Annotated in this window: 26 protein-coding genes and 2 pseudogenes; 5 read left to right on the forward strand and 23 right to left on the reverse strand. The window is 66.4% G+C overall.

The window, feature by feature from the left end; translation table 11 throughout:
- Positions 1-9 precede the first annotated feature (9 nt).
- The 10 genes from ABID97_RS19775 to ABID97_RS19820 form a co-directional block, all read right to left on the reverse strand.
- Positions 10-1,014 (reverse strand): sugar ABC transporter substrate-binding protein, encoded by a 1,005-nt coding sequence (locus tag ABID97_RS19775; RefSeq protein ID WP_354400194.1) that lies wholly within the window; start codon positions 1,012-1,014, stop codon positions 10-12.
- A gap of 221 nt (positions 1,015-1,235) precedes the next feature.
- On the reverse strand, positions 1,236-1,610 hold the full coding sequence (locus tag ABID97_RS19780) for a hypothetical protein (protein ID WP_354400196.1): 375 nt from the start codon (positions 1,608-1,610) through the stop codon (positions 1,236-1,238).
- Positions 1,607-2,029 carry a hypothetical protein gene (locus ABID97_RS19785; RefSeq protein ID WP_354400197.1) on the reverse strand — a complete coding sequence of 141 codons (423 nt, stop codon included), beginning with the start codon at positions 2,027-2,029 and terminating at the stop codon, positions 1,607-1,609. The genes ABID97_RS19780 and ABID97_RS19785 overlap by 4 nt, the downstream gene beginning before the upstream one ends.
- Positions 2,030-2,340: 311 nt before the next feature.
- A complete protein-coding gene (locus ABID97_RS19790; RefSeq protein ID WP_354400198.1) occupies positions 2,341-2,727 on the reverse strand; it encodes an SEL1-like repeat protein in 387 nt (128 codons plus the stop codon).
- Position 2,728: 1 nt separating this feature from the next.
- Positions 2,729-2,869: a hypothetical protein gene (locus ABID97_RS19795; protein ID WP_354400199.1), complete on the reverse strand. Its 141-nt coding sequence runs from the start codon at positions 2,867-2,869 to the stop codon at positions 2,729-2,731.
- 105 nt (positions 2,870-2,974) lie between these two features.
- On the reverse strand, positions 2,975-4,165 hold the full coding sequence (locus ABID97_RS19800) for an MFS transporter (protein ID WP_354400200.1): 1,191 nt from the start codon (positions 4,163-4,165) through the stop codon (positions 2,975-2,977).
- Positions 4,165-5,289: a chorismate synthase gene (aroC, locus tag ABID97_RS19805; protein ID WP_354400201.1), complete on the reverse strand. Its 1,125-nt coding sequence runs from the start codon at positions 5,287-5,289 to the stop codon at positions 4,165-4,167. The genes ABID97_RS19800 and aroC overlap by 1 nt, the downstream gene beginning before the upstream one ends.
- A 32-nt stretch (positions 5,290-5,321) precedes the next feature.
- The gene (locus tag ABID97_RS19810; protein ID WP_093017646.1) at positions 5,322-5,507 is read right to left on the reverse strand and encodes a hypothetical protein; all 186 of its coding nucleotides are present in this window, start codon (positions 5,505-5,507) and stop codon (positions 5,322-5,324) included.
- 79 nt (positions 5,508-5,586) lie between these two features.
- The gene (locus tag ABID97_RS19815) at positions 5,587-5,901 is read right to left on the reverse strand and encodes an SRPBCC family protein (protein WP_503012784.1); all 315 of its coding nucleotides are present in this window, start codon (positions 5,899-5,901) and stop codon (positions 5,587-5,589) included.
- A gap of 39 nt (positions 5,902-5,940) precedes the next feature.
- Positions 5,941-6,387 carry an ArsR/SmtB family transcription factor gene (locus ABID97_RS19820; RefSeq protein ID WP_354400203.1) on the reverse strand — a complete coding sequence of 149 codons (447 nt, stop codon included), beginning with the start codon at positions 6,385-6,387 and terminating at the stop codon, positions 5,941-5,943.
- Between the two features lie 93 nt (positions 6,388-6,480).
- Here ABID97_RS19820 and ABID97_RS19825 point away from each other — a divergent pair, with 93 nt between their 5' ends.
- On the forward strand, positions 6,481-6,903 hold the full coding sequence (locus tag ABID97_RS19825) for a cupin domain-containing protein (RefSeq protein ID WP_354400204.1): 423 nt from the start codon (positions 6,481-6,483) through the stop codon (positions 6,901-6,903).
- Here ABID97_RS19825 and ABID97_RS19830 read toward each other — a convergent pair whose 3' ends face one another.
- The 6 genes and pseudogenes from ABID97_RS19830 to ABID97_RS19855 all read right to left on the reverse strand — a co-directional run bounded on the left by ABID97_RS19830 (position 6,904) and on the right by ABID97_RS19855 (position 13,231).
- Entirely contained in the window at positions 6,904-7,167 is a 264-nt protein-coding gene (locus ABID97_RS19830) for a hypothetical protein (protein ID WP_354400205.1), read from the reverse strand. It abuts the gene before it with no gap.
- 2,305 nt (positions 7,168-9,472) lie between these two features.
- A pseudogene (locus ABID97_RS29530) lies at positions 9,473-9,838 on the reverse strand (bpX6 domain-containing protein); the annotation flags it as partial.
- Positions 9,825-11,639 carry a hypothetical protein gene (locus tag ABID97_RS19840; RefSeq protein WP_354401857.1) on the reverse strand — a complete coding sequence of 605 codons (1,815 nt, stop codon included), beginning with the start codon at positions 11,637-11,639 and terminating at the stop codon, positions 9,825-9,827. The pseudogene ABID97_RS29530 and the gene ABID97_RS19840, both read right to left, overlap by 14 nt.
- A gap of 20 nt (positions 11,640-11,659) precedes the next feature.
- Positions 11,660-11,911, reverse strand: coding sequence for a bpX5 domain-containing protein (locus ABID97_RS19845; protein WP_354401819.1), 252 nt, complete (start codon positions 11,909-11,911; stop codon positions 11,660-11,662).
- 16 nt (positions 11,912-11,927) lie between these two features.
- Positions 11,928-12,107 (reverse strand): annotated as a pseudogene (locus ABID97_RS19850) (bpX5 domain-containing protein); the annotation flags it as partial.
- The gene (locus ABID97_RS19855; protein WP_354400208.1) at positions 12,104-13,231 is read right to left on the reverse strand and encodes an AAA family ATPase; all 1,128 of its coding nucleotides are present in this window, start codon (positions 13,229-13,231) and stop codon (positions 12,104-12,106) included. The pseudogene ABID97_RS19850 and the gene ABID97_RS19855, both read right to left, overlap by 4 nt.
- 146 nt (positions 13,232-13,377) lie before the next feature.
- Between ABID97_RS19855 and ABID97_RS19860 the strand changes: the two genes are divergently transcribed.
- On the forward strand, positions 13,378-14,307 hold the full coding sequence (locus ABID97_RS19860) for a DUF2167 domain-containing protein (protein WP_354400210.1): 930 nt from the start codon (positions 13,378-13,380) through the stop codon (positions 14,305-14,307).
- Positions 14,308-14,319: 12 nt separating this feature from the next.
- Here the strand turns inward: ABID97_RS19860 and ABID97_RS19865 are convergent, their stop codons facing one another.
- The 7 genes from ABID97_RS19865 to ABID97_RS19895 all read right to left on the reverse strand — a co-directional run bounded on the left by ABID97_RS19865 (position 14,320) and on the right by ABID97_RS19895 (position 22,494).
- Complete coding sequence (locus ABID97_RS19865) at positions 14,320-15,426, reverse strand: acyltransferase family protein (protein ID WP_503012822.1); 1,107 nt, start codon at positions 15,424-15,426, stop codon at positions 14,320-14,322.
- Positions 15,427-15,476: 50 nt separating this feature from the next.
- A complete protein-coding gene (locus tag ABID97_RS19870; protein ID WP_354400213.1) occupies positions 15,477-16,439 on the reverse strand; it encodes an NAD(P)H-dependent flavin oxidoreductase in 963 nt (320 codons plus the stop codon).
- 82 nt (positions 16,440-16,521) lie between these two features.
- On the reverse strand, positions 16,522-18,312 hold the full coding sequence (locus ABID97_RS19875) for an acyl-CoA dehydrogenase (protein WP_354400215.1): 1,791 nt from the start codon (positions 18,310-18,312) through the stop codon (positions 16,522-16,524).
- A 74-nt stretch (positions 18,313-18,386) separates the two neighbouring features.
- On the reverse strand, positions 18,387-19,319 hold the full coding sequence (locus ABID97_RS19880; protein ID WP_354399925.1) for an electron transfer flavoprotein subunit alpha/FixB family protein: 933 nt from the start codon (positions 19,317-19,319) through the stop codon (positions 18,387-18,389).
- Positions 19,320-19,332: 13 nt separating this feature from the next.
- On the reverse strand, positions 19,333-20,082 hold the full coding sequence (locus tag ABID97_RS19885; protein ID WP_354399924.1) for an electron transfer flavoprotein subunit beta/FixA family protein: 750 nt from the start codon (positions 20,080-20,082) through the stop codon (positions 19,333-19,335).
- 138 nt (positions 20,083-20,220) lie between these two features.
- Positions 20,221-21,501: a mechanosensitive ion channel family protein gene (locus ABID97_RS19890; RefSeq protein ID WP_354400216.1), complete on the reverse strand. Its 1,281-nt coding sequence runs from the start codon at positions 21,499-21,501 to the stop codon at positions 20,221-20,223.
- 39 nt (positions 21,502-21,540) lie between these two features.
- Positions 21,541-22,494 carry a histone deacetylase family protein gene (locus ABID97_RS19895; RefSeq protein ID WP_354400217.1) on the reverse strand — a complete coding sequence of 318 codons (954 nt, stop codon included), beginning with the start codon at positions 22,492-22,494 and terminating at the stop codon, positions 21,541-21,543.
- Positions 22,495-22,580: 86 nt separating this feature from the next.
- Here ABID97_RS19895 and ABID97_RS19900 point away from each other — a divergent pair, with 86 nt between their 5' ends.
- The 3 genes from ABID97_RS19900 to ABID97_RS19910 are packed head-to-tail and all read left to right on the forward strand — an operon-like array spanning position 22,581 to position 26,548.
- Positions 22,581-23,501, forward strand: a complete 921-nt coding sequence (locus ABID97_RS19900; RefSeq protein WP_354400218.1) for an AAA family ATPase — start codon at positions 22,581-22,583, stop codon at positions 23,499-23,501.
- Positions 23,502-23,526: 25 nt separating this feature from the next.
- On the forward strand, positions 23,527-24,498 hold the full coding sequence (locus ABID97_RS19905) for a DUF58 domain-containing protein (RefSeq protein WP_354401821.1): 972 nt from the start codon (positions 23,527-23,529) through the stop codon (positions 24,496-24,498).
- Between the two features lie 31 nt (positions 24,499-24,529).
- Complete coding sequence (locus tag ABID97_RS19910) at positions 24,530-26,548, forward strand: transglutaminase TgpA family protein (protein ID WP_354400220.1); 2,019 nt, start codon at positions 24,530-24,532, stop codon at positions 26,546-26,548.
- Positions 26,549-26,615 lie beyond the last annotated feature (67 nt).

Genomic DNA, 26,615 nt, shown 5'->3' on the forward strand with positions numbered 1-26,615 from the left:
GGGCCTTGCTTACTTCTTGCCCCAGCACAGCTCGGCGCCGGTCTTGGTGTCTTTGCTGTCGACGCCCGCCACGCTCTTGCCGGCGATGAGCGTCACGCCCGTGTCGACATAGCCCGAGGCCTTCTTGCCCGTTTTGGCGTACTCCACGCCCGCCGCCACGCCCATGGCCGCCATCTTGAGCGGGTACTGCTGCGAGGTGGCCGCGATCACGCCGGCGTTGGTGTCCTTGATGCCCTGGCAGCCGCCATCGACCGAGACGATCAGCACGCCCTTCTCCTTGCCGGCGCGCTTCAGCGCGTTGTAGGCACCGGCCGCGGCGGGCTCGTTGATGGTGTAGACCAGGTTGACGTCGGGCGCCTTCTGCAGGCAGTTCTCCATGGCGGTCTGCGCCTTGGCCTGATCGCCGAAGCTGTCGGCCATGCAGACGATTTCAGGCGACTTCGACAGCTCGTTCGACTTGGCGTCGTTGGCCGCCAGGCCGAAGCCCTTCATGAAGCCGTTGTGCCGCTGCGCGCCCACCGGGTGGCCCGGCAGCAGGTCGAGCGCGACGATCTTGGCCGGCTTGCCGGCCATCGCGGCCTTGGCGTATTCGCCGATCAGCACGCCGGCCGTGTAGTTGTTGGTGGCGAAGAGCGCGTCGGTCGCGTCCGGCGGATCGGCCGGGCTGTCGAGCGCGATCACCATGATGCCCTTGTCGCGCGCCTTCTTGATCGCCGGCACGATGGCCTTGGCGTCGCTCGGCGTGATGAGGATGGTCTTGGCGCCGGCGGCAATCATGTTCTCCATCGCCGTGATCTGCCCCGCGTTGTCGCCGTCCGCCTTGCCCGCGCCCGAAAGCAGCTTGGCGCCGAGCTTCTTGGCTTCTTCCTGCGCGCCCTCCTTCATTTTCACGAAGAACGGATTGGTTTCGGTCTTCGTGACCAGGCCGATGACCGGCTGGTCGGCGGCAAAGGCGGCCGACGATGCAGCCAGGGACATGGCCGCCAGGGCCAGGAGGGAGCGGGAGCTGAGCATGTGTGTGTCTCCGTGGGCAGACGGCGTGCGCCTGCGGTCTTGGGATCCGGATGCGCGCCATCGATGGGCGTGGCATCCGGGCGCAGGGAGACTATCGGACAGGGGAGCGACTAAATCAAGTGGATTTAGTTATCGGAAACCCGGAGTGCGGCGGAGTTTTCGCACGGTCGAGGTACAGGTCCTCCTTGCCCTCTCCGGACAAGCCAGTGTCACCTTGGCATTCACGAGTCTATGTTTCTATACCGGAGCTTCAATTCGCGTTTCTCACAGACAAAATCAACGTGCAAGATCGCCTCGCCGGGCTCCCCCTTGTTCCAGATAACGCACTCCGCACCCCAACTGATTTCATCTAGCATTCGAAAAAACTCGATATTGGGTCTCCCGTCTTTACCCTTCGAGAACGCAAGCTCCAAAGGAGCTATTCCAAGCGAAAAATTTCCGGCGGGATAATACCCGTAGATCGATTCCCTTATTTCTTCGGCAATCGTTTCAGAGACATCGAATTTCCGTTGCAGTACTCGTCTATCGTCCCGACCTATTGATTGGACGAATTCATCAAGGAGTTCATGGACTTGGGCACACGATGCTTCGTTCACTTCCGCCTCCTGCTTCCAAAATCCAGGGCTGGCAACGGCACCTCATGCACCTCCAGAATCGCCACTGCTTGAAGGAGAAATCGAAGAGGACTTATTGAATCTACCGCATACGCATCAACCATCCCGATTTCCACGACTGAATCGACCAGACGTAAAAAATCCGGCCTTAAGTCTTCGGGCAACTCCTCGATCAGATCCGAAGGTGCCGGATCTCCTCTGCCATTCAAGGGCAGCAAGGCGCCTGCTCGCTCCCAGCGACCGAAACTGTACCCTCCAATGCTCCTCAGGTGATCAAGCAGTCTGTCCACGGAAGGATGCTGGATCTCATAGGTCTGAACGAACGCCTCTAGGCAACGGACTCCATACAGCTGCTTTTCAATGGCGGAAAGATCAAGAAATACGGCATTAATACGAGCCACGTTTTGATCCCTTTGCCGTCCTCAAAGCTGAAGTCGTCTCATTGAGCAACAAGAGTGTTGGCGGCCCCTTCCGTAGCAAGTTTGCACGTGTGAAGCGGCAATCGACGAAGACTCGGCCAAAGACCGAAATGCGCTGAAGCGACATTGCCTGATGGTGCAACGCATGGGCCGGAAGGCGCTCGATCCGGCTGCCAAAAGCTGGCAGGGTTGAGACTATTTACCCGAAATGCCAGCTGCCGGTCTGTCCCGAAGAGCAGACCCGCGCGCCGACTGCTCGCTGCGCCACAAGTCGTGGCCTTGGAGGATCAAGCTCAGGTCAGCGGGCTCCACCCCGACACGACCTTCGCAGTCTGGATTTCATGCAGCAGCCATCCAGCTTCGTCGTTGCCGTTCTTCTGCGCTTCCGCGGCCCAGTACGCTGCCTTGGCGAGGTCCGCGCCATCCATGTACAGGTCGTAGGCGAGATTGTGCTGCGCCGTGCCATGCCCGCGGTGCGCCGCCATCGACAGCCAGTGCATGGCTTGATCGGCGTCGGAGAAGGTGAAGGTGTAGTACAGCGAGAGACGGAAGGCTGCATCGGCGTTCCCGGACTCCGCCTTGGCGGCGAGCGCACGGCGCTGCTCTTCGGTGAGCGCATAGCTCTGGGCGCCCGAAATGGGCGGGAAAGACGAGATCGAAGCGGGGACGTCGTTGTCCATGTCACTGTTCTCCGTCAAGGCTCAGGGCAAGTTGCTCGAATGCCAGCCGACTACCTATTTGCACTGCTGCGGCAAGGCAATAAGAAAAATTGTCTAATTCCGTTTCGTTGAATAAGAAAATTGTTTTCAACATAAGCGTCATGCTCACCTCCCAGTGCAGCTTTTGACAATTATTTTAAATGTTGATTTGGCGTAATAGTCAATTCAAAGATAAATCTTTGATGCTGAAGAGCCTGAGCTTGCGGGGCTATCCAGCAGCAGTTGCCGTTCGCTCCAGCGTCACCACGCGCCAGGCACACAAGCTGCCCACCGCCGCCAGCACCGCCGCGAGCGCGAACATGGTCCGGTAGCCGAACTCCTGCGCCACGGCGCCGCCGAGCAGCACGCCCAGCACGCCGCCGAAGCCATAGCCGATGACGGTGAAGAGCGCCTGCCCGCGTCCGCGCAGCCGGCCCGGGAAGCGGCGCGACACCACGGCGATGCAGGTGGTGTGGTGCGCCGCGAAGCTCAGCGCATGCAGCCATTGCGCGACGACCAGCGCCGCGATCCAGCCGCCGAGCCCTGCCGTGAGGCCCAGCCGCGCCACGGCGGCAATGCCGCAGACCAGCATCCAGCGCGGCATCGGCAACAGCCCGATGAGCCGGCCCTGCAGGAAAAACCAGACGATCTCGGCCACCACCGACAGCGCCCAGAGCAGGCCGATCACGCTCTTGCCGTAGCCCAGCGAATCCAGGTAGAGCGAGAAGAATGCGTAGACCGAGAAATGCGACATCACCTGGAAGAACAGCGAGGCGAAGAACCACCGCACCGCCGGAATGCGCAGCACCGGGCCGATGGGCTCCTTGACCGCGTCGTGCGCCGCCACGGGCTCGCGGATGTCGGGCAGTTTCATCGTCGCGATCAGCACGACGGCGAGCGTGCCGGCGGCCCAGGCCGGAAAGTGCTTCATGCCGAAACGCTCGAACCATTCGCCCGCGAAGAACACGGTCACCAGGAAGCCGGCCGAACCGCAGAGCCGGATGCGTCCGTAGCGGCCCCAGTCGCCGGCCACGAGCTGCGCCATGGCGGCCTCGGTGAGCGACATCATCGAGCTGGTGTGGGTGAACATGACCAGCAGCACCAGTGCCAGCCACCAGGCGCCGCCATGCCACCAGAGTCCGAACGAGCTGGCCAGCGCCACGGCGGCGCTGAAGCGCAGCAGCTTCACGCGCTGGCCCGTGTGATCGCTCAGCGCGCCCCAGGCATAGGGCGCGAACACCCGGGTGACCGACTGCACCGAGGCCAGCAGGCTGATCGTGAAGATCGGCAGGCCCAGGTCCTTGAGCCACAGCGGCAGGTAGGGATTGAAGAAACCGATGTGCGCGAAATAGCTGGCCGACAGACCAGCGAACGCCAGCAGGTGGCCGCGTCCGGCGGCCACAGGCGGCGGTGTGGGCACTACAGGAAAGACGCCTGCGGCGACGCGGCTTCGGACTTTTCGGCCAGCTCTTTTTGCTGTTGCTGCAGGTCGCCGCATTGCGCGCGGTTGCGCAGCACGTGTTCCATGACCACCAGCGCGAGCATGGCCTCGGCAATGGGCGTCGCCCGGATGCCGACGCAAGGGTCGTGGCGGCCCTTGGTGACCACCTCGACGGGATTGTTGTGGATGTCGATCGACTGGCGCGGGCTGATGATCGAGCTGGTCGGCTTGATCGCGATGCTCACCTCGAGGTCTTGCCCCGAGCTGATGCCGCCCAGGATGCCGCCCGCGTTGTTGGTGACGAAGCCCGTGGGGGTGATCGAGTCGCCGTGCGTGGTGCCGCGCTGGGTGACGCTGTCGAACCCGGCGCCGATCTCGACCGCCTTCACGGCATTGATGCCCATCATCGCGTAGGCGATCTCGGCGTCGAGCTTGTCGAACAGCGGCTCGCCAAGGCCGACGGGCACGTGGGTGGCCGTGACACGGATGCGCGCGCCGCACGAATCGCCGGCCTTGCGCAGGCGGTCCATGTACGCCTCGAGTTCGCTCACGTCGGCGATGGGCGCAAAGAACGGGTTGTTGGGCACGTGGTCCCAGCTCTCGAACGGGATGGCGATGTCGCCGATCTGCGTCATGCAGCCGCGAAACGCCACGCCGTGCCTTTCGGCCAGCCATTTCTTGGCGACCGCACCGGCCGCCACCATGGGCGCGGTGAGCCGTGCCGACGAACGCCCGCCGCCGCGCGGATCGCGAATGCCGTATTTCTTCCAGTACGTGAAGTCGGCGTGGCCGGGGCGGAACTGCTGGGCGATCTGGCCGTAGTCCTTGCTGCGCTGGTCGGTGTTCTGGATCAGCAGCGCAATCGGGGTGCCGGTGGTCTTGCCTTCATAGACGCCGGAAAGAATCTGCACCGCGTCGGGCTCGTTGCGCTGGGTGACGTGGCGGCTGGTGCCGGGGCGCCGGCGGTCGAGGTCGCCCTGGATGTCGGCTTCGCTCAGTGCCATGCCCGGCGGGCAGCCGTCGATCACGCAGCCGATGGCCGGGCCGTGCGACTCGCCAAAATTGGTGACCGCGAAGAGTGTTCCGAATGTGTTGCCGCTCATGGCGGGGATTATCCCTACAAAGCGGCGGCCACTCAGTCAGTCGTGTTTTCCATGCGCTTGGTGAGCGTGCCCAGTTGCAGCTCGATGGAGAAGAGCCGCTCGTTCAGCACCGCGGTCTGCAGCCGTATCGCCTCGACGATGGCCTTGGTCTGCGGATCGGTGGTGTTGTCGGCCAGTTCCGCCAGGTCGTGCAGCTTCTTGCGAAGTTCGTTGCTCATGGAAGGCTCCGTTCGTCGTCGCGTCGTGGAGCCCGCAGTATGGATCCTGGCCGGCGCAGAGGCAATGCAGCCGAGCCGCTCATGCGCCCTCTTCCGCCAGCCGCCGCTCGAGCTTGGCCAGCGCGCCGGTCCAGCCGTGGGTGTGCCCTTCGCGCGCGGCTTCGTCGAAGAACTGCTCGTGCTTCAGCACCAGTTCGCAGCCGCTGCCATCGGGCTCGATGAGCACCGTCACGCGAGACTCCCGCTCCGGCGTGCTGCGCCATGCCCAGCTGAAAACCAGCTTGCGATGGGGCACCAGCTCCTGGTAGACGCCGCTCACGTCGTGCGTCTCGCCGTCGGCCGCCAGCATGGCCACGCGAAAGCGCCCGCCCACGCGCAGGTCGACCTCGGCCACGGGGACCCGAAACGATCTCGTCGGGGCCGAACCAGGCTTTCAGCGCTTGCGGCTCGGTCCAGGCCCGCCAGACTTTTTCGGGGGCGACGGGGTAGTGGCGACGGAGGGTGAGCGAGGGTCGCTCCTGGTCGTGGGCGGCAGCGTTTGCCATTCGGTCTCCTCTTGGTGATAGAGATAGCGTGCGAGCGCATCGAGGCGCCCGGTCCAGAATTTCTCGTACCGCGACAGCCACACGGCAGCCTCCTGCATGGGCCGCGGCGAGAGTTCGCAGCGCACGATCCGGCCCTCTTTCGTGCGCGAGATGAGACCCGCCTCCTCCAGCACCCGCAGGTGCTTCATGAAGCCGGTCAGCGACATGCCATGCGGCTCGGCCAGCTCGGTCACGCTGAGGCTGCGCTTGCCGAGCGTCTCGAGCACGGTGCGCCGCGTCGGGTCGGAGAGCGCGGCGAACACGGCGTCAAGCGTGGCATTGTCTAAGTGAACCATGTGGTTGAGTATCTACCAGGCCGATGCTTTTGGGAACGCTTTATGCGTGCTGCATTGCAGCACCACCCTCAAAACCTGCGAAGGAGCGCCCTCATGCCGGACCGAACCGCCACCCAGTTCTCCCACGTCAAGCCCGGCGACACCGGCTACGTCTCGGGCGGGCTGCGCGATTTCTTTCTCTACCGCGACCTGGGCATTGCGGAGGCCACCCATGGCAAGGTCATCGCGCACCTCGTCAAGGCCAACATGGCACCGGAAACGGGCACCGGCTGGCACCGCCACGAAGCGGACTTCCAGATCGTGCTCATGCTGAAGGGCTGGGCCCGCTTCATGTACGAGGACAAGGAAACCCTGGTCGAAGCCGGCGACGTGGTGCACCAGCGCCCGGGCATCCGCCACTTCCTCTTCGACTACTCGCCCGACATGGAGTACCTCGAAATCGTCTCGCCGGCCGATTTCAAGAGCATCGATGTGGCGCCGGTGTGCGAGATTCCGCCACCCACGCCTTGGAAGTGATCAGCGAATCGAGAAACCGGTCGCCAGGCTGCGCTCCGTGTCGAAGTGCATCACCCGGCCCTCATCGTCGAACAGCAGCCACCCGTTGTCCAGCACGCGCATGTCCAGCCCGGCGCAGGGCCATTCCAGCGCAGCCGACGCGCGCCCTCCCCGAACACCAAGCCATTGGACGCGTTGCTTTCCTGAGGCGGATTGCGCCATGACGAGCCAATCACGGTCCACCCAGAAACGCAGCCTCTCGGGCGCGCTCGACAGATCACGCAAACGGACTTCACCCTCTTTGCATTGCGCAACCTGCCACCGCAGGCACAAGTCGCCGGTTTCCTTGGTTTCGCCAGATATTTGAAAGGCGCCGAGCTGTGGATGCAACATGGGCCTGGAGATCGAGGTGTCTGCAACGTCCATTGGCTCGCGGCTCAACAAACGCCGCGGCAGACACTGGTAGCGCCACAGGCTGGAGCCGGCAACACCGTCGTGAACGACGAACTGTTCCAGGTCGCGCGTGGGCGGTGAAGTCGACCACTTCTCCCGGCAATTCGGCGACCTGCCAGAGCACGTCCTGGAGCGAACGGCCCGTGTCCAGCACCTGAATGCGGTTGCCGCGCACCACGGTCCAGCTGTTGCCGTCGAACTCACCAGAAAAATGGCTGATCTCGGACAAGCCCAAGTCATCGATGCGGCGCTGCATCAGGTCCAACCGGCTGACCCGCCACAACCCGTCGCGCTGCGCCAATGCCAAGGCGACCCGGCCGCTGCGGGCCGGAACCAGGCGGTACGCCGGCACTGCGAAGCGGGCCAGCACACCGCCAGCGCTGTCGGTCATGACGGCACCGGCCTCGCCCAGCGCAAGCAAATAGCGCCCGTCTTCGAGCAAGGCTGCATCGTGGATCGCATGCGCCCCCCTGGATGGGACATCGAGTGTCAACAACGAAGACTGCTTGGCGAGGGGCCGGGTCTCGAAACCCGGCATCTCGCTGCCCGGCATGTCGAGCCTGAGCAGCGGGTCCGCATCGAGGCGCATCAGCGCCTGGAAGGCCCGCTTGTGCATCCGCCCGTGGCTTCCCGAATGATCGGCGAGCAGCGCCGGGGCGAGAACGGAGATCAAGCCGCGCGAGCTCGCGTTGTGGCCCGATACTGCAAGCAACTCGCTGGCGAGTGCAGCCCGTTCGCGGTGCAGCAGCGGATCGTCGCGCAAAGCCCGGAGGCGTTCCGCGCAGGCGCCCAGTGTGTCGGGCAACAGGAGCGCGCGCTGCACAAGCGCCCGTGCGGCGAGTCGTCCGTCAGCGCTCTCGGCCGCAAGCAGCCACGCTACGGCCTGCTCCCGGGCCGCGACCACGGGCCAGACGGCGTCGACTGCCCGAAGCCATTCGCCTTTCTGCGCCAGCAACTGACCCCACTCTTCACGCAGCCGGTTCGCCATCTCGGGCCACTTGGGCTGCAATTGCAGAACCGCATTGGCAAAGGCGTCGTCACGGCGGGCGACTGCAATCGCGCGACGCCAGTCGCCGGCCAGGCACAGGAGCCGCACGATGATCTCGGGCGGACGATCCCAGGCAAGCGCGAGTTCGGCGGCCTGGGCGTAGCGCTGGTGCTTTTCGAGGTAGTCAAGTGCTTCCTGCCTCGACTGGAGCAACTCGGCAAGAACGAACACCGCCTCGTCGGTGCGCCCCTCGCGGTCCAGTTTCTCGAAGCTTCTTCGGTAAAGCTGCCTTAGGTGATTCTCGAAGCCTTCGTCCAGATAGATGCTTGAACTCGATCCAAGCGATTGGCTGAGTGCCAAGCTGTCGCGCCGGCCCGGGCTTCCGAAGGCCTGCCCCGCATCCGCAGCTTCACCGCCCAACGGAATGGCATGTCGCAGCGCCTCCATGAGATCACCTTCGTCGAACATCCTCAGCATGCGCCGCATGTAGGCCGCTTGCTGACGCCCCAGCAACTTTGAAAAGCGCGAAGCCACTGCCATTCGCACGATCCAGTCGCGCCAGCGCGAGCGCAACGTCCGCCCACTGCCGCGCGGTCTCATCGAAGAAGACGGCGAAGTTGCCGTGCCGCTGGAACCTTCATGCGCCGTTTGCGGCGCAGCCACCGGCTCGCCAGACTTCGACCGGCGTGCGCGGCGCGATTCGACGCGGGTCACCGCCCAGATCACCAAGGCTGCCAGCAGCAGCGTGACAAGTCCCACGTAGATCGAGGACGCATTCAGTGGCGCAAAAAAACTGCGGCCTGTTGCGGCGGACTTCGGCAGCAAAACCGGGGGCAGCAGGCCTGGGGTCCATCCCCCGCGAAGCAGGCTCAGCACGATGAGCGCGAGCCCGGCCCCACCCCACCATCCCTTGAAGCCGCCACCGGGCGCGGTTCCCGGGGGTCTTCCGGTTGCACGCGCACGGGCCGCCATGGCCTTCAGGAACTCGCGCTGCTCCTCGCTGGCCGGCGGGATTGCGTCGCCCAGCAGCTCTCGCACACCATGCCCCTCCGCGTCGAGCAACACCGGCTCGGGCAAGGTCTGGCGGCAATCGAAAGTGTCGAGCATGGCGGGCCCGGCGTCGAGCCACGTCGATGCATCGAAAAGCGCCGCCTGCGAGAGCTGCAACGCAAGCACCTCGCCGCCTTGCACGAGCCAGAGGTCGGCCACTGGCAGCGCAGCGCGCTCTTCAGGGCCAAGCTCGGCCGAGCACAGCGTGGTGCCTTCGGACCGAAGCGGCCAGCCGGCGAGTTGGTTGCAGTCGAGCGAGACCGGATTCGCGAACCTCAACAGGTCGCCATGAGCGAAACGAAACAGCTGCGCCCCCGCACGCCAACCCTCGACGATGCGTCGCGCCCGCACCGACCCGGTCAGCCATTCGGATGGAAACCACAGCCCCGATACCGGTTGCCACCCCTTGAGCACCGGATGGCGAACCTGCGCCGCGGGCATGCGCGCCGGGTCAGGCAACTGCATCGCCAGCTCCTTCGCCGTGCAGCACGGCGCGCAAAGCCCGCTCCGGCACCATGTAGAGAATGATCTTCTTGTGCATGGTCAACATGACCGCCAGCCCGGTGTTGGGACAAACGCTGATCTTCTCGATCCGCTCGGGGGCGGTGTAGACCGTTTCGGGATGGTGGCCGTTCGAATGCAGCGTCAGCGTGGTTCGCTCGGGCGACAGGCTCAACATGGCGAAGCGCGCATTCTTCGTGTCGTGGACCAAGGCAATGCCGCCTCGAATGCTCAGATCGAACCCGGTCCAGGACAGGATGGGCTCGTAGATGCGCCACTTCTCGAGTTCCTTGTCGGAAGAGGAAAGGCGCACCGCGCAGCCGCCGAGCCCGTGCTTCCATAGCCTGCCGCCCGCAAAGTGGACGACCGGCTCCTCTACGCTCGCGCATATGGTGAGGGCGGTCGAGGGCATCGAATCGATTCCCAGGCGGCACAGCACCAGCTGGTTCGAGCGCACAGCCGCGTAGACAAGACCGCCATCGGACCACTGCGCCATGCCGGCCACCTGCCGGTCGATGGTCCGAAAGGACCCTTCATCGGGCAACGGCGCGCCGTTTCTCGAGGCCTCCCACGCCACGAGCTGCCCATCGCGGTCGAGCACGCACACACATAGCTTTTGTGCGCTGTACAGCCACGCCGACGGCAGCCAGGCGCCGAGGCCGGGCGGTGCGCGGAACACTTCGGGATCCGGTGCCAAGAAACTGTTCAGTCCCGGGATTTGCCAGAAGTACATTGAACGCTCGAAGCTCAGCAACGCACCGACGCGCTTGCCGCGGAACATGACGGACAGTGGTTCCAGGCGTTCTCCCCAGCGTTGGTACCTTGGGCGGCCCTTCTGCTTGGCACTGGCGGCAACCGGGAAAACCATCACACCGGGTTCGTCGAGCAATTGCACCGCCACGTGCGTGCCTTGCACCGAGATCAAGGGTTGCCGCTGCAGCGCAATCCTGCCCCTGTGGTGCTGGTGCAAGGCGTCCGGTGCCACCGCGATGAACTCGCCTCTCAGCAGCGGCATCGCGACCTTCGCTGCCGGCAACGGCAACGCCGCGTGTCGCACCGAGACCTGCCCATCCAGCGACACTTCAAGGGCCTCGCCGTGCACTGCGCGGCGCAAACAGATGCGATGGCTGGTCCATCGCTGCGCCACAGGCTGTTCGGCCGATGAGGCTCCGATCAGCCAGCTTTCACCCGGAGGGTGCGGCAACTCGGCCAGCGCCTGCGCCCAGGCTTTCGTGTGCCCGGCGTCTCCGACCACGAAGCTGCGACTCTTCATGAGGGCCTTGAGTTGGCGCACGCCGTCGGCGGCGTGCAATTTGCCAGGCGCCTGCAGCACTCCCCACTGGAGCGCTCCGCCGGTCTCCGCGGCGCGGCGTGCCAGCAAGATCCACAACGCAAGCTGCCCCACGCGCGGCGCACCGAGCTGCAACGGGCCCGAGTCGAAGATCGCGACGATGCCTTTGCGGGCTTCGCGAACCCTTGGTCGCGGTGCGAGGAAAAGATGCTCGCTGGAAGCAGCGCGCCGCAGGAACTCGTCGGGAAGTTCCTCGGCCAGCAGCCACTCAGTGGACAAGAGTCGCTCATAGCGGCCCCGCCTGCGAAGGTCGTCCAGGCCGTGCGGCTCTGCTTGCCCGCCGCGGACCTCACCCTGGAAACGTCCGAGCATCGGTTGTATGCGCCGAATCAGGGTGCCGAGTTCGACGGCCAGTTCAGATTCAAACCATTGGAGCCATGAATGCCAGGGCTTGAGCCCGTCGGGCAGTTCCATGGAGGCGGAGCCGGGGCTGCTCATGCAGATGTCGCGTCCCATTGCGCCTCGATGCGGGCCAGCAACGCGGAGGACAACGGCAGCAGCCTGTCGAGCGGCACGATGGCTTCGGGCCGCGGCCACAGCAAGAGGGGCTGGCGGCCCGGATGACGCCGCTGCAGGCTGCGAGCGATCAATTCGGTGGGAAGGTCGGGTGCCGCCAGCGTCGGCAGCCACAGACCGGGTGCTTCGCTGCAAGGACCGGCGTAGGCGGTGCCATCGACCCATGGCAGGGTCCCCTGTCTCCCCCACGACGATCAAAAGATCGCGGCTGGCGGTGGCCGAGAGGCCGGACTGCTGTCCAGGCTCGATCTGCTGCAATCGAAGATGCAGCGCACGCGCCGCCCTGCCCCAGGCCACGGCCGCCTTTGCGGGCAACGGCTCGGTGCGGGCCTGCCAACGCCAGGTGAACGGCGTGGCCAGGTTCATGTTGGCGCGACGACCAAGCGATCGACCAGTTGGCTCCGCAACCCGCTCAATGGATCGGGCAAGTCTTCGCTGTTGAAGTTGGCGTCGATCTCGCGCAGCACGCTCTCGGCTTCGACGCGCGCCGAATCGGGCGCGGAACCGAGGCAGGCGCGTGCCGCTTCGGCCAGCCGTGCGGCGCGTGAGAGCGGCTGCAGGGTTGCCTCTTCCACGGCGCTCAGCAAGTGCGGGTGGCAGGCGTTGGCGAAGGCATCGCGCAGCACGTCGCGCGCGCTCTGCTGCGCCTCCTGGGTGGGCAGCACGTAAAGCAGCGGCCACAGATCAGCCTCGGAGGTTTCAAGGCGGCCGGCCAGGACGGCCGCGGCCGCAAGCAAGCGCTGCGACTTCACGATGCGACGGTCCGACAACTGCACGCCGGACTGCCGCAGCTTGCGGATCGCATTGGCCAAAGCCGGCTGCACACCACCGAGGTCGACTTGCTTGAGTTGCTGGCACAGAACGTCGAGGTCCGCAAGCGCGGTGCCCATGCCGCCAGGGGCATGGTCCGAGCGCCAACCCCCGCTGAGCATGGCTTCAAGCTGGTGGTCAGGCAGGGATTCGACGAACACGTGCAGCAGGAAGCGGTCGCCGAAGGCCGCCAGCCCTTCGTCATCGGGCAAGGCGTTGGCGGCGCCCACGCACACGCGCAGCGGGCACTGCAGTTGCGTGTGGCCGCGCCGGAAACGACGCTCGTTGAGCACGCCAAGCAAAGTGTTCAGGATCGCGGTCGATCCGAGGAATACCTCGTCGAGGAAGGCCACATCGGCCTCGGGCAACATGCCAGTCACGTCGGTTTCGACGGTACCGGCGCGCAGCTTGTTGAGATCCACCGGTCCGAACAGCTCGGAAGGTTCGGTAAATCGCCCGAGAAGGTACTCGAAGTACCTTCCGCCGAGGCTCTGCGCCACCCGGCGCACCACCGCGCTCTTGGCAGTACCCGGCGGTCCGACCACCAGCAGGTGCTCCTGCGCGACGGCAGCGAGCACGATCAGTTCGGCCAGTTGCTCCCGCCCGATCAAGCCGGTGGTGGATGTGCGAATCGCCTCGCGCACACGTTCTGCGGAAGCGTGAAGGGTATGTGTGGTCATCGAGGAAAAACATCGCTCCAAGTCATGCGCAGAGTTTGCCGCAGCCCTTGTGCAGAGCCGCGAAACACAATGCGCATTCCTGCTCAGGTTGCGCCGATAAACTCCTCGCGTCTCACAAGAACCGACAACAACCGAGGAGAGAGAACTTGCGTATTCACACCCCTTCGGCCCGCCTGACGGCCGGCCTGCTGCTCGCGTGCGCCCTGGCGTCCGCCAACATCGGCAACGCGGCGGCGCCCGACGAGCCGGCGGCTTCCGCCACCTCCACCGCCAACGCACTGGAAGCCGAACAGCAGGCGGCGTTCAAGGCCGCCAAGGCCGTGCAGAAGGCCGGGCCCGCCGAGATCGCCCTGCGCGACCAGGCGCACCTTCACTTGCCGGCCGGCTACGTCTGGGTACCGACGCCGGCCGCCGCGCAGCTCATGCGCAGCATGGGCAACCGGACCGACGACAGCTTCATCGGCGTGATCTTTCCCGCGGACGATGCCGACTGGATGGCGGTGGTCAAGTTCGTCAAGGAGGGCTACATCAAGGACGACGACGCGAAGGACTGGAACGCCGACGACCTGCTCAAGAGCCTGAAGGAAGGCACCGAGGCTGCGAACGAGGAGCGGGCCAAGCGCGGCATTCCCGGCATCGAGGTCACGGGCTGGGCGCAGAAGCCGCAGTACGAAGCCTCGACGCACCGGCTGGTGTGGTCGGCCCTGTCCAGGAACAAGGGCAGCAGCGGCGAGAACCAGGGCGTCAACTACAACACCTACGCGCTGGGGCGCGACGGCTACCTGAGCCTGAACCTCATCACCAACGCGAACGAGCTCGACAAGTACAAGCCCGATGCGGCCAAGCTGCTCGGCGCGCTGCAGTACGACGACGGCAAGAAGTACGCGGACTTCAATTCGTCCACCGACAAGGTCGCAGCCTACGGCCTGGCTGCGCTGGTGGCCGGCGTGGCGGTGAAGAAGCTGGGCTTCTTTGCACTCGCCCTCGCCTTCCTGGCCAAGTTCGCGAAGATCGCGGTGGTGGCGGGCGGCGCGGCGCTCTGGGGCATTGCCAAGCTCTTCAAGAAGAAGACCTGAGCGCGGCCCGGCTCACCAGGAAACGAGCCACCCGCTGAGCAGCAGCGCGGCGAACAGCGCGGCCACCGCGCGCCACGAAGCCGGGCGCACTTCGACCCAGCGGTACAGCAGCAGCGCCGCCGCCACCGAGAGGCCGAAGGTGGCGGCCAGGCCCAGGCCGTCGATCCAGGCCGCATGCGGACCCAGCCGCCCCATGGCGGCGTTGGTGGCCAGAAGCACCGGAAAGTGGATCAGGAACAGCGAGTAAGAGATGCGGCCCAGACGCTGCAACGGCAAGGCCGCATCGGGCCAGCGCGCCATCGAGAGCCAGTCTTGCCGCTGCGCCAAGGCAATGAGCAACGCGCTCACCAGCGCGGTGGCGATGCGGCTGCGCCAGTCGAGGGCCAGCGCGCCCGCCCCCGCCAGCACGAGCAGCACGATGGCGCCCTGCCAGGTGCTCGCACGCGTGGCGCGCCCGATCCAGAACACCAGCATGCCGAGGCCGTAGGCGCCGAAGAAATAGAAGGCCGTGGCGTCGAGTTCGCTGTGGCGGTTGAACAGCGCCAGCGAGGCCAGGGCCACGGCCAGCACCAGCGCCACGGGGACCCAGCGCTCGCGCGAACGTGGCTCGGCCGGCGTTCGGCGCCACAGGGCCGGCAGTCCCATGAGCGTCAGCGCCAGCACGAAGAGCTGGAAATCGATGGCCACGTACCACACGCCGGTGGACAGGGCCTCGTAGCCGAGCAGGTCCTGCATCAGCAATCCGTGCGCGAGCAGCTGGCCGATGCTGGGCGCCGCGGGCACGTCGTCGTTGCCGATCCACGGCCGCACGACCGCAGCGACCAGCACGCAGACGGTGAGCGCCGCCAGGTACGGCATCACCAGCCGTCCGTAGCGCTGGAGGATGCGCGCCAGCGGCCGATCCACCCGCAGCACGCCGTCGGGCGCCAGGCTGGAGGCTGCCAGGAAACCGGCAATCACCAGGAATACCTGCACGGCCAGGCGGCCGTTGTCGGCCAGCCAACCGAGGAAATCCGGTGCCAGCGCAAAGGCCCCTGCCGGCATCGCGCCATAGCGCGACAGGTGGTGCCCGACGATGACCGCGCAGGCGAGGCCTTTTGCAATGTCCAGCAGCGGCATCCGCCCGCGCGGCGCGGGCTGTGCGGCATGCGCGGGATTGCGCGGGCCGTTCAAAGTGCGAGCCGCTGCCTTGCTTCCTGGTACTCGCGCTTGAGCTTTTCGATGAACGCCGCCGCGCTGGCCACTTCGGTCACGGCGCCGATGCCCTGGCCCGAGCCCCAGATGTCTTTCCAGGCCTTGGCCTTGCTGCCGTCGCCGCCGCCGAAGTTCATGGTCTTCACGTCGCCTTCGGGCAGGTTGGCCGGGTCCATGCCGGCCTTGACGATGCTGGGCGCCAGGTAGTTGCCGTGCACGCCGGTGAAGAGGCTGGAGTAGACGATGTCGTCCGAGTTGCCATCGACGATGGCCTGCTTGTAGTCGTCGCTGGCACGCGCCTCTTCGGTCGCGATGAAGGCGGTGCCGATGTACGCGAAGTCGGCGCCCATCGCTTGTGCGGCCAGCACCGCGCCGCCGGTGGCGATGGAGCCCGACAGCGCGATGGGGCCGTCGAACCACTGCCGGATTTCCTGCACCAGCGCGAACGGGCTCTTCACGCCTGCATGGCCGCCGGCACCGGCCGCCACGGCGATGATGCCGTCGGCGCCCTTCTCGATCGCCTTCTGCGCGAACTTGTTGTTGATGATGTCGTGCAGCGTGACGCCGCCGTAGCTGTGCACCGCGTCATTCACGTCGGTGCGTGCGCCCAGCGAGGTGATGACGATCGGCACCTTGTACTTCACGACCATTTCCATGTCGTGATCGAGCCGGTCATTGCTCTTGTGCACGATCTGGTTGATGGCGAACGGGGCGGCGGGCTTGTCCGGATTGGCCTTGTTGTAGGCCGCGAGCTCCTCGGTGATTTCGGCCAGCCAGTCTTCCAGCTGTGCCGCGGGGCGCGCGTTGAGTGCCGGCATCGAACCGACCACGCCTGCCTTGCATTGGGCGATCACGAGCTTCGGGTTGCTGATGATGAACAGCGGCGAGCCGATGATCGGCAGCGGCAGGTTGGCGAGCACGGGGGGCAGCTTGGACATTTCGTCTCCGGAATAGGGTGTCGGTTTTATATAAGAGGAAGGCCGTATCGCCCGTCAGGTGGGCGACACGGCGGGCCGTCGGTCAGAACGCGTCGAGCGCCAGCGCCGTCACGCTCTCCGCACCCTCGACGATGCTGTCGCGCATCCCCGGCACCTTGTTCAGGATGTGCTCGGCATAGAAGCGCGCCGTGGCCACCTTGGCCTGCATGAAAGCGGTATCGACGTTGCGCGAGGCCAGGTCTTCCGCGATGACCAGCGAGCGTGCGAGCTGCCAGCCGGCCATGAGGTTGCCCGCGAGCATCAGGTAGGGCACGCTGCCCGCGAACACCGCGTTCGGCGATGCCTTGGTCTGTCCCGCGACGAAATCGACCACCTGCACGAAGGCCTCGCGCGCGGCCTTCAGGCGCTTCCGCACCGCCGCGGCCGCCGCGCTGTCGTGCTTCGCAAGCTCGCCCTCGGTCTTCTCGATCTGCGCGGCAATGGCCTTGGCCGTCTGCCCGCCGTCGCGCGCCGTCTTGCGGCCCACGAGGTCGTTGGCCTGGATCGCGGTGGTGCCTTCGTAGATCGTCAGGATCTTGGCATCGCGGTAGTACTGCGCCGCGCCGGTCTCCTCGATGAAGCCCATGCCGCCGTGCACCTGCACGCCCAGCGAGGTCACTTCCAGGCTCATCTCGGTGCTGTAGCCCTTGACCAGCGGCACCATGAATTCATAGAACGCCTGGTTCTGCTTGCGCGCGTCCGCATCGGGGTGATGGTGCGCGGCGTCGTAGGCGGCGGCAGCCACGCTCGCCATGGCGCGGCAGCCTTCGGTACAGGCACGCATGGTCATCAGCATGCGCTTGACGTCGGGGTGGTGGATGATCGGCGCGCTGGCGTTGATCGAACCGTCGACCGGGCGGCTCTGCACGCGGTCCTTGGCGTAGGCCACGGCGTGCTGGTAGGCGCGCTCGGCAATGGCGATGCCCTGCATGCCCACGGCATAGCGGGCCGAGTTCATCATGATGAACATGTACTCGAGGCCGCGGTTCTCCTGGCCGACGAGATAACCGACGGCGCCACCGTTGTCGCCGTACTGCAGCACTGCCGTGGGCGAGGCCTTGATGCCCATCTTGTGCTCGATGCTCACGCAGTGCACGTCGTTGCGCTCGCCCAGGGACCCGTCCTTGCCGACGATGAACTTGGGCACCACGAACAGGCTGATGCCCTTCACGCCTTCGGGCGCACCGGTCACGCGGGCCAGCACCAGGTGCACGATGTTCTCGGCCATGTCGTGCTCACCGTAGGTGATGAAGATCTTGGTGCCGAACACCTTGTAGGTGCCATCGGCCTGGGGCTCGGCGCGGCTGCGCACCATGGCCAGGTCGCTGCCGGCCTGCGGCTCGGTGAGGTTCATGGTGCCGGTCCACTGGCCGCTCACCAGCTTCTCCAGGTACACCGCCTTCAGTTCGTCGGAGCCGGCTGTGAGCAGCGCCTCGATGGCGCCGTCGCTCAGGAGCGGGCACAGCGCGAAGCTCATGTTGGCCGAGTTGAGCATCTCGCCGCAGGCCGCGCCGATGGTCTTGGGCAGGCCCTGGCCGCCGAAGTCCGCCGGATGCTGCAGGCCCTGCCAGCCGCCCGACACGTACTGCGCAAACGCTTCCTTGAAGCCCGGCGTGGTCACGACCTCGCCGTCCTTGAAGGACGACGGGTTGCGGTCGCCCGCCACGTTCAGCGGCGCAACCACGTCCTGGTTGAAGCGCGCGCATTCCTCGAGCACGGCCTGCGCGGTCTCGAGGCCGGCGTCTTCGAAGCCGGGCAGCCTGGCGATCTCGCCGATGTTGGCCAGGTGCTCGATGTCGAACAGCATGTCCTTGAGGGGGGCGGTGTAGCTCATCTCATGTCTCCAGATACAGCGGATACGAAAAGGGCATCGCGAACGATGCCCTCTGGCTCAGTGCGGCAATCGCGTCAGAGCGCCTTCACCAGTTCCGGCACGGCCGTGAACAGGTCGGCCACCAGGCCGTAGTCGGCCACCGAGAAGATCGGCGCCTCTTCGTCCTTGTTGATCGCCACGATCACCTTGGAGTCCTTCATGCCGGCCAGATGCTGGATCGCGCCCGAGATGCCCGCGGCGATGTACAGCTGCGGCGCGACGATCTTGCCGGTCTGGCCCACTTGCCAGTCGTTGGGCGCGTAGCCCGCATCGACGGCCGCGCGGCTGGCACCCAGGCCTGCGTTGAGCTTGTCGGCCAGGGGCGCCATCACTTCGGTGAACTTCTCGGCGCTGCCCAGGGCCCGGCCGCCCGAGACGATGATCTTGGCTGCGGTCAGTTCGGGGCGTTCGCTCTTGGTGACCTCGCGGCCCACGAAGCTGGACTTGCCGCTGTCGGCCACGCCTTCGGCGGTTTCAACGGCTGCGCTGCCGCCGGTGGCAGCGGCGGCGTCGAAGCCGGTGGTGCGCACGGTGATCACCTTGGTGGCATCGCTGCTCTGCACGGTGGCAATGGCGTTGCCGGCGTAGATCGGGCGCTCGAAGGTGTCGGGGCTCACGACCAACGTGATGTCGGAGATCTGCGCCACGTCCAGCTTGGCGGCCACGCGCGGGGCGACGTTCTTGCCGTTGGCGGTCGAGGGGAACAGGATGTGGCTGTAGTTGGCCGCGATGGCCAGCACCTGGGCAGCAACGTTCTCGGCCAGGTTCTCGGCCAGGCTCGGGCTGTCGGCCACGATGACCTTGGCCACGCCCGCGATCTGCGCGGCAGCCTTGCCGGCTTCGGCGGCATTGGCACCCGCGACGAGCACATGCACGTCGCCGCCGCAGGCAAGCGCTGCGGTCACGGTGTTGAGGGTCGCGGGCTTGACGGTCGCGTGGTCGTGTTCGGCAATAACTAGTGCGGTCATGTCGTTATGTTCCTCAGATCACTTTGGCTTCGTTCTTGAGCTTGTCCACCAGGGTGGCGACGTCGGGCACCTTGATGCCGGCGCCGCGCTTGGGCGGCTCGCTGACCTTGAGGGTCTTCAGGCGGGGCTTGACGTCCACGCCCAGGTCTTCGGGCTTGAAGATGTCGAGCTGCTTCTTCTTGGCCTTCATGATGTTGGGCAAGGTGACGTAGCGCGGCTCGTTCAGTCGCAGGTCGGTGGTGATGACGGCCGGCAGCGTGAGGGAGATGGTTTCCAGGCCGCCGTCGACTTCGCGCGTGACGGTGGCCTTGCCGTCTGTCACTTCGACCTTGGAGGCGAAGGTGGCTTGCGGCAGGTCGGTCAGGGCGGCGAGCATCTGGCCGGTCTGGTTGGCGTCGTCGTCGATGGCCTGCTTGCCCAGGATGACGAGCTGGGGCTGTTCCTTCTCGACCAGCGCCTTGAGCAGCTTGGCGACGGCCAGGGGTTGCAGCTCTTCGGTGGTCTCGACCAGGATGCCGCGGTCGGCGCCGATGGCCATGGCGGTGCGCAGGGTTTCCTGGCACTTGGCATCGCCGCACGACACGGCGATGACCTCGGTGACCACGCCCTTCTCTTTGAGGCGCACCGCTTCTTCCACGGCGATCTCGTCGAAGGGGTTCATGCTCATCTTGACGTTGGCAATGTCCACCCCGGTGCCGTCGCTCTTCACGCGCACCTTCACGTTGTAATCGACGACCCGTTTGACAGGCACTAGAACCTTCATTGACTTGACTCCATTGGGATTGCAGAAAGGGGGCTTCGGGGGCAACCGGTCATTTTAGAGTCCAGCCTCTGCCGGCTCCGCGTTCGTATCGGCATGTACCGCGGTGCAACAAAAACGAACGGTCGTGCTTTTTCGAGATTATACGGCAGCATCGCGCGGCGCGGAAACCCCCGGCGGCAAGGATTCCACCCGCAGCACGCGCTGGGGATACGGAATGTCCACCCCCGCGCTACGCAGGCCCTCGAGAATGGCGATGTTGATGGCCGAGCGGACGTTGTCCTTTCCCTTGTCAGGGTCGGCCACCCAGAAGTTCAGGACAAACTCGAGTCCATCGGGCGCAAAGCTGGCAAGAAAGGTCACGGGCTCCGGGTCGGTCATGACGCGCGGCTGCGACTTGGCGGCGCCGCAAAGAATGGACTGCACCTTCGCCACGTCGCTGTCGTAGCCCACCACGATGCTGGTCGTGATGTTGAACTTGCGGTCCGCCATTGAGAGGTTCTCGACCCGGCTGGTGATCAGCGATTCGTTCGGAACGATGGCTTCGCGCCCGTTGCCTGCACGGATGAGCGTGTAGCGCGTCTTGATGTCGGTGATCCGGCCCTCGAAGGTATCGACCTTGACGTTGTCGCCGATTCGGATGGAGCGTTCGAGCAGGATGACGAAGCCGCTCACGTAGTTGGCCGCCAGCTTCTGCAGCCCGAAGCCCAGGCCCACGCCCAGTGCGCCGCCGAGCACCGAGAGCGCCGTGAGGTCGACCCCCACGGCCGACAGCGCGAACAGCAGCCCGACCAGCAGCAATATGGCGCGCACCGCATTGGACGCGACCTTGCGCATCGACAGATCGGTCACGGCCTCGAGCAGGATGCGCTTCTCGATGGTGGCGGCGATCCACAGCGCGAGCACCAGCACCAGCCCGGCCGAGAGCGCACCCTGGATGATGGTCTGCAGGCTCACGCTCGTCTTGCCGAACGAGAGCGTGATGTTGTCGAGCTCGGCCAGCACGGGCGGCAGCAGCCCGACGATCCAGAGAATGGCCGCGATCCAGGCCAGCCAGGAGATCGTGCGCTCCAGCAGGCGCACCAGGTTGGAGGCCGGGAACACCGCCCGCATCACGCGCGCGAACAGGCGGATGACCAGCAGCGAAAGAAAGACCGACACCGCGATGCGCAGCACCAGCACCGGCTGGAAGCCGCTCACGCCGCGGCGCGCCAGTTCGGTGAAGACCAGCGCCAGCAGCGGGAACAGCACGCCGTCGAAGGTACGCTCGCCGAACCAGATCGAATCCTTGGGCTGGTCGCGCCCGAACCAACGGCTCGCCACCCAGGCCAGGGCCAGGCAAGCCACCAGTGCCGCCAGTTCGATGCCAAGGCCGCGCGCGTCGACCTGGCCCAGGCGTTGTGTGAAATCGTTGAAGTTCATCTCTTGGGACAACAGGTCGCCGCGTAGGCGCCGGCGCAACTACAGGTCGGCAAGGACGCGGATATGGGCTTCCACGCTGCGGGCCAGCGCGTCGAGGTTGTAGCCGCCCTCGAGCATCGAGACGATGCGGCCGCGCGAATGGCGCCGCGCAACGTCCCGGATGCGGCCGGTGATCCAGGCGAAGTCGTTCTCGGTCAGGCCGAGCTGGCCCAGGTCGTCCTCGCGGTGGGCATCGAAGCCCGCGCTCACGAAGATCATCTCGGGCGCGAACTCCTCGAGCCGGGGCATCCAGATGGCCTCGATCAGCTCGCGCACGTCCATGCCCCGCGTGTAGGCCGGGATCGGCAGGTTCAGCATGTTCGAGGCCGGATACTGGGTGCCGCTGTACGGATAGAACGGATGCTGGAAGAAGCCCACCATGAGCGCGCGCGGATCGTCCGAAAGGATGTTCTCGGTGCCGTTGCCGTGGTGCACGTCGAAATCGACGATGGCCACGCGCTCCAGGCCATGCACTTCGAGCGCATGCCGCGCCGCAATGGCCACGTTGTTGAGAAAGCAGAAGCCCATGGCCTGCTCCCGGCAGGCATGGTGACCGGGCGGACGCACCGAGCAGAACGCGTTCTCTATCTCACCGGCCATGACCGCGTCGGTCGCGGCGATGGCGGCCCCGGCGGCGCGGCGCGCGGCCAGCAGGGTGTACCGGGTCAGGATGGTGTCGGGGTCGAGCTGAGCATGGTCGGGGCCACCGGCCGGTTCGTCGGCTACCAGGCGCTGGTGAAGCTCTTCGAGGTGTTCGAGGTGCGCCTCGCTGTGCGCCCGGGTGATCTGTGCAAGGGTGGCGAGCGGCACGTCACGGTGTTCCAGCGCATCGCCCACGCCGCTGAGCAGCAGCCTGTCTTCAATGGCATCGAGCCGTTCGGGACATTCGGGATGGCCCCGGCCCATGTCGTGCTTCCAGCAGTCGCGATGTGTGAAGTACCCGGTCTTGCCCATCTCTTTGCCGTGTCTCTGTCGTATCTAGACCTCACACGGCATGGGGCCGGGCGGTCTTACGGTATCGTTTGCATATGGATACAAATATGGACGTCGCTGCGAAGCTTGCCACTTTGCTGAGTCAGCTTAACACGGTGATCGTGGGCAAGGAGCCCCAGGTTCGGGACTGCGTCGCATGCCTGCTCGCGGGCGGCCACCTCCTGATCGAGGACGTGCCGGGCGTCGGCAAGACCACCCTCGCCCATGCGCTTTCGCACACCTTCGGCCTGCAGTTCTCGCGCGTGCAGTTCACCGCCGACCTGATGCCGGGCGACTTGTCGGGCGTGGCCATCTACGACCGGGGCCAGCAGGCCTTTGTGTTCCACCCGGGTCCGATCTTCGCGCAGGTGCTGCTGGCGGACGAGATCAACCGCGCCAGCCCCAAGACGCAGAGCGCGCTGCTCGAGGCGATGGAAGAAAAGCAGGTCACCATCGAGGGCGAGACCCGGCCGCTGCCCACGCCGTTCTTCGTGATCGCCACGCAGAATCCGCAGGACCAGCTCGGCACCTTTGCCCTGCCCGAGTCGCAGCTCGACCGCTTCCTGATGCGTATTTCGCTCGGCTATCCCGACCGCGCCGCGGAGCGCGAACTGCTCGCCGGCGCCGACCGCCGCGAGATGCTCGCCACCCTGCCCGCCATGCTGACCGCGGGCGAGCTGACGGCGCTGCAGCAGCGTGTACAGCAGGTGCATGCGGCCGAGCCGCTGTTGAACTACGTGCAGGACCTGATCGCCGCCACGCGGTCCGGCCGGTGGTTCCTGCAAGGCCTCTCGCCACGCGCCGGCATTGCCGTGCTGCGTGCCGCCAAGGCACAGGCGCTGCTGGCCAACCGCAGCTATGTCGCGCCCGACGACGTGCAGTCGATATTGCCGCAGACGGTTGCGCACCGCCTCACACCGGTGGGCGATGCCGGCCGCGGCGCCGTGGAGCAGGTGCGCGCAATGATCGCCGACGTGCCGCTGCCCTGAAGATGAACCAGCCTTCTTGCCCACGATGATCGCGTCGCTGCGCTCGCGCATCGACGGCTGGTTTTTGTCGCGCCGGCCGCCTTCGGACACGCTGGAACTCACGCAGCGCAACGTCTATATCGTGCCCACGCGCGCGGGCTGGCTGCTGGGCGCCACGCTGCTGGTGCTCCTGGTCGCGTCGATCAACTACCAGCTCAATCTCGGCTACCTGCTCACTTTCATGCTGGCGGGCAGCGTGGCCGTCGGCATGCATGTGTGCCATGCCACCCTGCGCGGGCTGGCCATGCACCTGATGCCGCCCGAGCCGCACTACGCAGGCGCCGCCGCGGTCTTCCGGGTGGTGCTGCACAACACGCGGCGCAGCGTCAGGTACGGCATCGGCATGGCCGTGCGCGGCAGCGGCCACTGGGCCTGGACCGACGTGCCGGCCCAGGGCAGCGCCACGGTCGAGATCGCGTTCCAGCCCGAAAGGCGCGGGCTTCATCCGGTGCCCGCGCTCACCGCCGAGACCCGTTTTCCGCTCGGCACCTTCCGCGTCTGGACGGTGTGGCGTCCCGCAGCGCAGATGCTGGTCTACCCGACCCCCGAACCCCATCCGCCGCCGCTGCCGCCCGGCGAACCGCTGTCGGGGCCGGCGGCCACATCGGCCGCCCTGCGCGCGCAGGCCGCGGGGGAGTACGACGGCCTGCGGGCGTATCGCCGTGGCGACCCGCTCAAGCTCGTGGTCTGGAAAAAGGCGGCCCGCGCGCAAGCCACGGGATCGGAGGACCTGGTGAGCCGCGACACGCAGCAGGCGCAGCGCGAAGAGCTGTGGCTCGATGTGCAGGCGGCCAACCTGGCCGACACCGAGGCGCGTCTTTCGAGGCTCTGCGCCTGGGTGCTGATGGCCGACCGCCTGGGCGTGGACTATGGCATCCGCGTGGCCGCACGGGTGCTGCAGCCGTCGCAGGGGGAGGCCCATCGCAGGGCCTGCCTGGAAGCGCTGGCCCTATGCTGAGCGCCCTCTCTTTCCGCCCGGAGCCCCGCGCATGAACAAGTTCCTGCGCGAGATTTCGTCGCTGCCCCGGGACGCGAGGGACACGCTGTTCCTGCTGATCGTCATCGCGCTGATCGTGCTGCCCCAGGCCGAGAACCTGCCATGGTGGTGCACCGCCATCACGGCCATGGTCCTGGTGTACCGCGGCATGCTGGCCATCGACGCGCGCCCGCTGCCGGGCCGGTGGGCACGCGTGGGCCTGCTGCTGCTGACGCTGACCGCCACCTTCGCCACGCACCGGACCCTGTTGGGCCGCGACGCCGGCGTCACGCTGGTCGTGATCCTGCTGGCGCTCAAGACGCTGGAGCTGCGCGCCCGCAGGGACGCCTTCGTGCTGTTCTTCCTGGGCTTCTTCGCGATGCTCACCAACTTCTTCTATTCGCAGTCGCTGATGACCGCGGTCACCATGCTGCTGGCGCTGCTGGGCCTGCTCACCGCGCTGGTGAATGCGCACATGCCGGTGGGCAAGCCGCCCCTGATGCTGGCGGCACGCACCGCCGCCTGGATGGCGCTGCTCGGCGCGCCCATCATGCTCGCGCTGTTCCTGCTATTTCCGCGCTTCGCGCCGCTGTGGGGCACGCCCACCGATGCCATGGCCGGCCGCACGGGCCTGTCGAACACCATGCGCGTGGGTACCATCGCGCAGCTGGCGCTGGACGACGGGATCGCGGCGCGCATCAAGTTCGAGAACGACCGCGCGCCGCCGCAAAGCCAGCTCTATTTCCGCGGCCCGGTGCTCGCGCAGTTCGACGGGCGCGAGTGGACGGCGCTGCCCTCCTGGGCGCGCGGCGGCACTGCGCCGGACAACCTGCGCACGAGCGGCGAGCCGGTGCGCTACGAGGTCACGCTCGAACCCAGCCAGCGTCCGTGGCTGCTCACGCTCGATGCGGCGCAAACGCCGCCCGACGTCCCCGGCTTCGGCGTCGTGGGCACGCCCGACCTGCAATGGCTCGCGAGCCGCCCGATCTCCGACCTGGTGCGCTACCGGGCAGAAAGCTACACGCAGTTCCAGAGCGGCCCGCTGCGGCAGACGGCCGCGCTGCGCCCGTACCTTGCGCTGCCGCCCGGATCGAACCCGCGCACCGCTGCGCTGGCCGCGGAGATGCGCGCCCAGCCCGACCTGGCCAATGCCGACACGCAGGCCTTCGTTCGCGCCGCCCTGCAGCGGCTGCGCACCGGCGGCTACACCTACACGCTGGAGCCCGGCTTCTATGGCAACGAGACGGCCGACGAGTTCTGGTTCGATCGCAAGGAAGGCTTCTGCGAGCACATCGCCTCGGCCTTCGTGGTGCTGATGCGCGGGCTCGGCATCCCGGCGCGCATCGTGACCGGCTACCAGGGCGGAGAACTCAATGGCGTCGACAACTTCTGGGTGCTGCGCCAGAGCGATGCGCACGCCTGGGCCGAGGTCTGGCAGCAGGGCGTGGGCTGGATGCGCGTCGATCCCACCGGCGCGGTGTCGCCGGGCCGGGTCGGCCAGTTCCAGCGGCTGGTGCCGCCGCCGGGCCTGTTTGCCGGCGCCATCGGCGCCGTGAGCCCGACGCTCGCGCAGAACGTGCGCGCCGCGTGGGAAGCCGTGAACAACGGCTGGAACCAGTGGGTGCTCAACTACACCCAGAGCCGGCAGCTCAACCTGTTGAAGAACCTGGGCTTCGATGCGCCGAGCCTCGAGGACCTGGCCTACGTGCTGCTCTACCTGCTGGTGGGCGCGAGCCTTGCCGGCGCGGGATGGGCCTTGTGGGAACGCAGCCAGCACGACCCGTGGCTGCGGCTGCTGGCCCAGGCGCGCACACGGCTCGCCAAGGCCGGGCTCCAGCTGCCCGAGACAGCACCACCGCGGCAGATGGCCGCGCAGGCCGAGGCACGCTTCGGCCCTTCGGCCCAGGCGGTGCGCGACTGGCTGCTGAAGCTCGAGGCCCAGCGCTACGCCCCGGCTTCGCCCACCTCGCTCGCGGCCCTGCGCGCCGAGTTCCGGCGGCTGGACTGGCCGGTTGCGAGATCCGTGCACTAATCCGCGCGCTGAAGCCGCGCGCTGAAACCGCATGTGTCCCGCGCCGGCGGTCCGGCGCCTGGACGGC

This window comes from Variovorax sp. OAS795 (assembly GCF_040546685.1).
Lineage (GTDB): Bacteria > Pseudomonadota > Gammaproteobacteria > Burkholderiales > Burkholderiaceae_C > Variovorax.

Excerpts from the sequence above, each read along its gene's own strand:
- ABID97_RS19775 (WP_354400194.1), bottom strand. The coding sequence starts at position 1,014 with ATGCTCAGCTCCCGCTCCCTCCTGGCCCTGGCGGCCATGTCCCTGGCT.
- ABID97_RS19790 (WP_354400198.1), bottom strand. The coding sequence starts at position 2,727 with ATGGACAACGACGTCCCCGCTTCGATCTCGTCTTTCCCGCCCATTTCG.
- ABID97_RS19795 (WP_354400199.1), bottom strand. The coding sequence starts at position 2,869 with ATGACGCTTATGTTGAAAACAATTTTCTTATTCAACGAAACGGAATTA.
- aroC (WP_354400201.1), bottom strand. The coding sequence starts at position 5,289 with ATGAGCGGCAACACATTCGGAACACTCTTCGCGGTCACCAATTTTGGC.
- ABID97_RS19810 (WP_093017646.1), bottom strand. The coding sequence starts at position 5,507 with ATGAGCAACGAACTTCGCAAGAAGCTGCACGACCTGGCGGAACTGGCC.
- ABID97_RS19820 (WP_354400203.1), bottom strand. The coding sequence starts at position 6,387 with ATGGTTCACTTAGACAATGCCACGCTTGACGCCGTGTTCGCCGCGCTC.
- ABID97_RS19825 (WP_354400204.1), top strand. The coding sequence starts at position 6,481 with ATGCCGGACCGAACCGCCACCCAGTTCTCCCACGTCAAGCCCGGCGAC.
- ABID97_RS19840 (WP_354401857.1), bottom strand. The coding sequence starts at position 11,639 with ATGGAACTGCCCGACGGGCTCAAGCCCTGGCATTCATGGCTCCAATGG.
- ABID97_RS19855 (WP_354400208.1), bottom strand. The coding sequence starts at position 13,231 with ATGACCACACATACCCTTCACGCTTCCGCAGAACGTGTGCGCGAGGCG.
- ABID97_RS19865 (WP_503012822.1), bottom strand. The coding sequence starts at position 15,426 with ATGCCGCTGCTGGACATTGCAAAAGGCCTCGCCTGCGCGGTCATCGTC.
- ABID97_RS19870 (WP_354400213.1), bottom strand. The coding sequence starts at position 16,439 with ATGTCCAAGCTGCCCCCCGTGCTCGCCAACCTGCCGCTGCCGATCATC.
- ABID97_RS19875 (WP_354400215.1), bottom strand. The coding sequence starts at position 18,312 with ATGAGCTACACCGCCCCCCTCAAGGACATGCTGTTCGACATCGAGCAC.
- ABID97_RS19880 (WP_354399925.1), bottom strand. The coding sequence starts at position 19,319 with ATGACCGCACTAGTTATTGCCGAACACGACCACGCGACCGTCAAGCCC.
- ABID97_RS19885 (WP_354399924.1), bottom strand. The coding sequence starts at position 20,082 with ATGAAGGTTCTAGTGCCTGTCAAACGGGTCGTCGATTACAACGTGAAG.
- ABID97_RS19890 (WP_354400216.1), bottom strand. The coding sequence starts at position 21,501 with ATGAACTTCAACGATTTCACACAACGCCTGGGCCAGGTCGACGCGCGC.
- ABID97_RS19895 (WP_354400217.1), bottom strand. The coding sequence starts at position 22,494 with ATGGGCAAGACCGGGTACTTCACACATCGCGACTGCTGGAAGCACGAC.
- ABID97_RS19900 (WP_354400218.1), top strand. The coding sequence starts at position 22,581 with ATGGACGTCGCTGCGAAGCTTGCCACTTTGCTGAGTCAGCTTAACACG.
- ABID97_RS19905 (WP_354401821.1), top strand. The coding sequence starts at position 23,527 with ATGATCGCGTCGCTGCGCTCGCGCATCGACGGCTGGTTTTTGTCGCGC.
- ABID97_RS19910 (WP_354400220.1), top strand. The coding sequence starts at position 24,530 with ATGAACAAGTTCCTGCGCGAGATTTCGTCGCTGCCCCGGGACGCGAGG.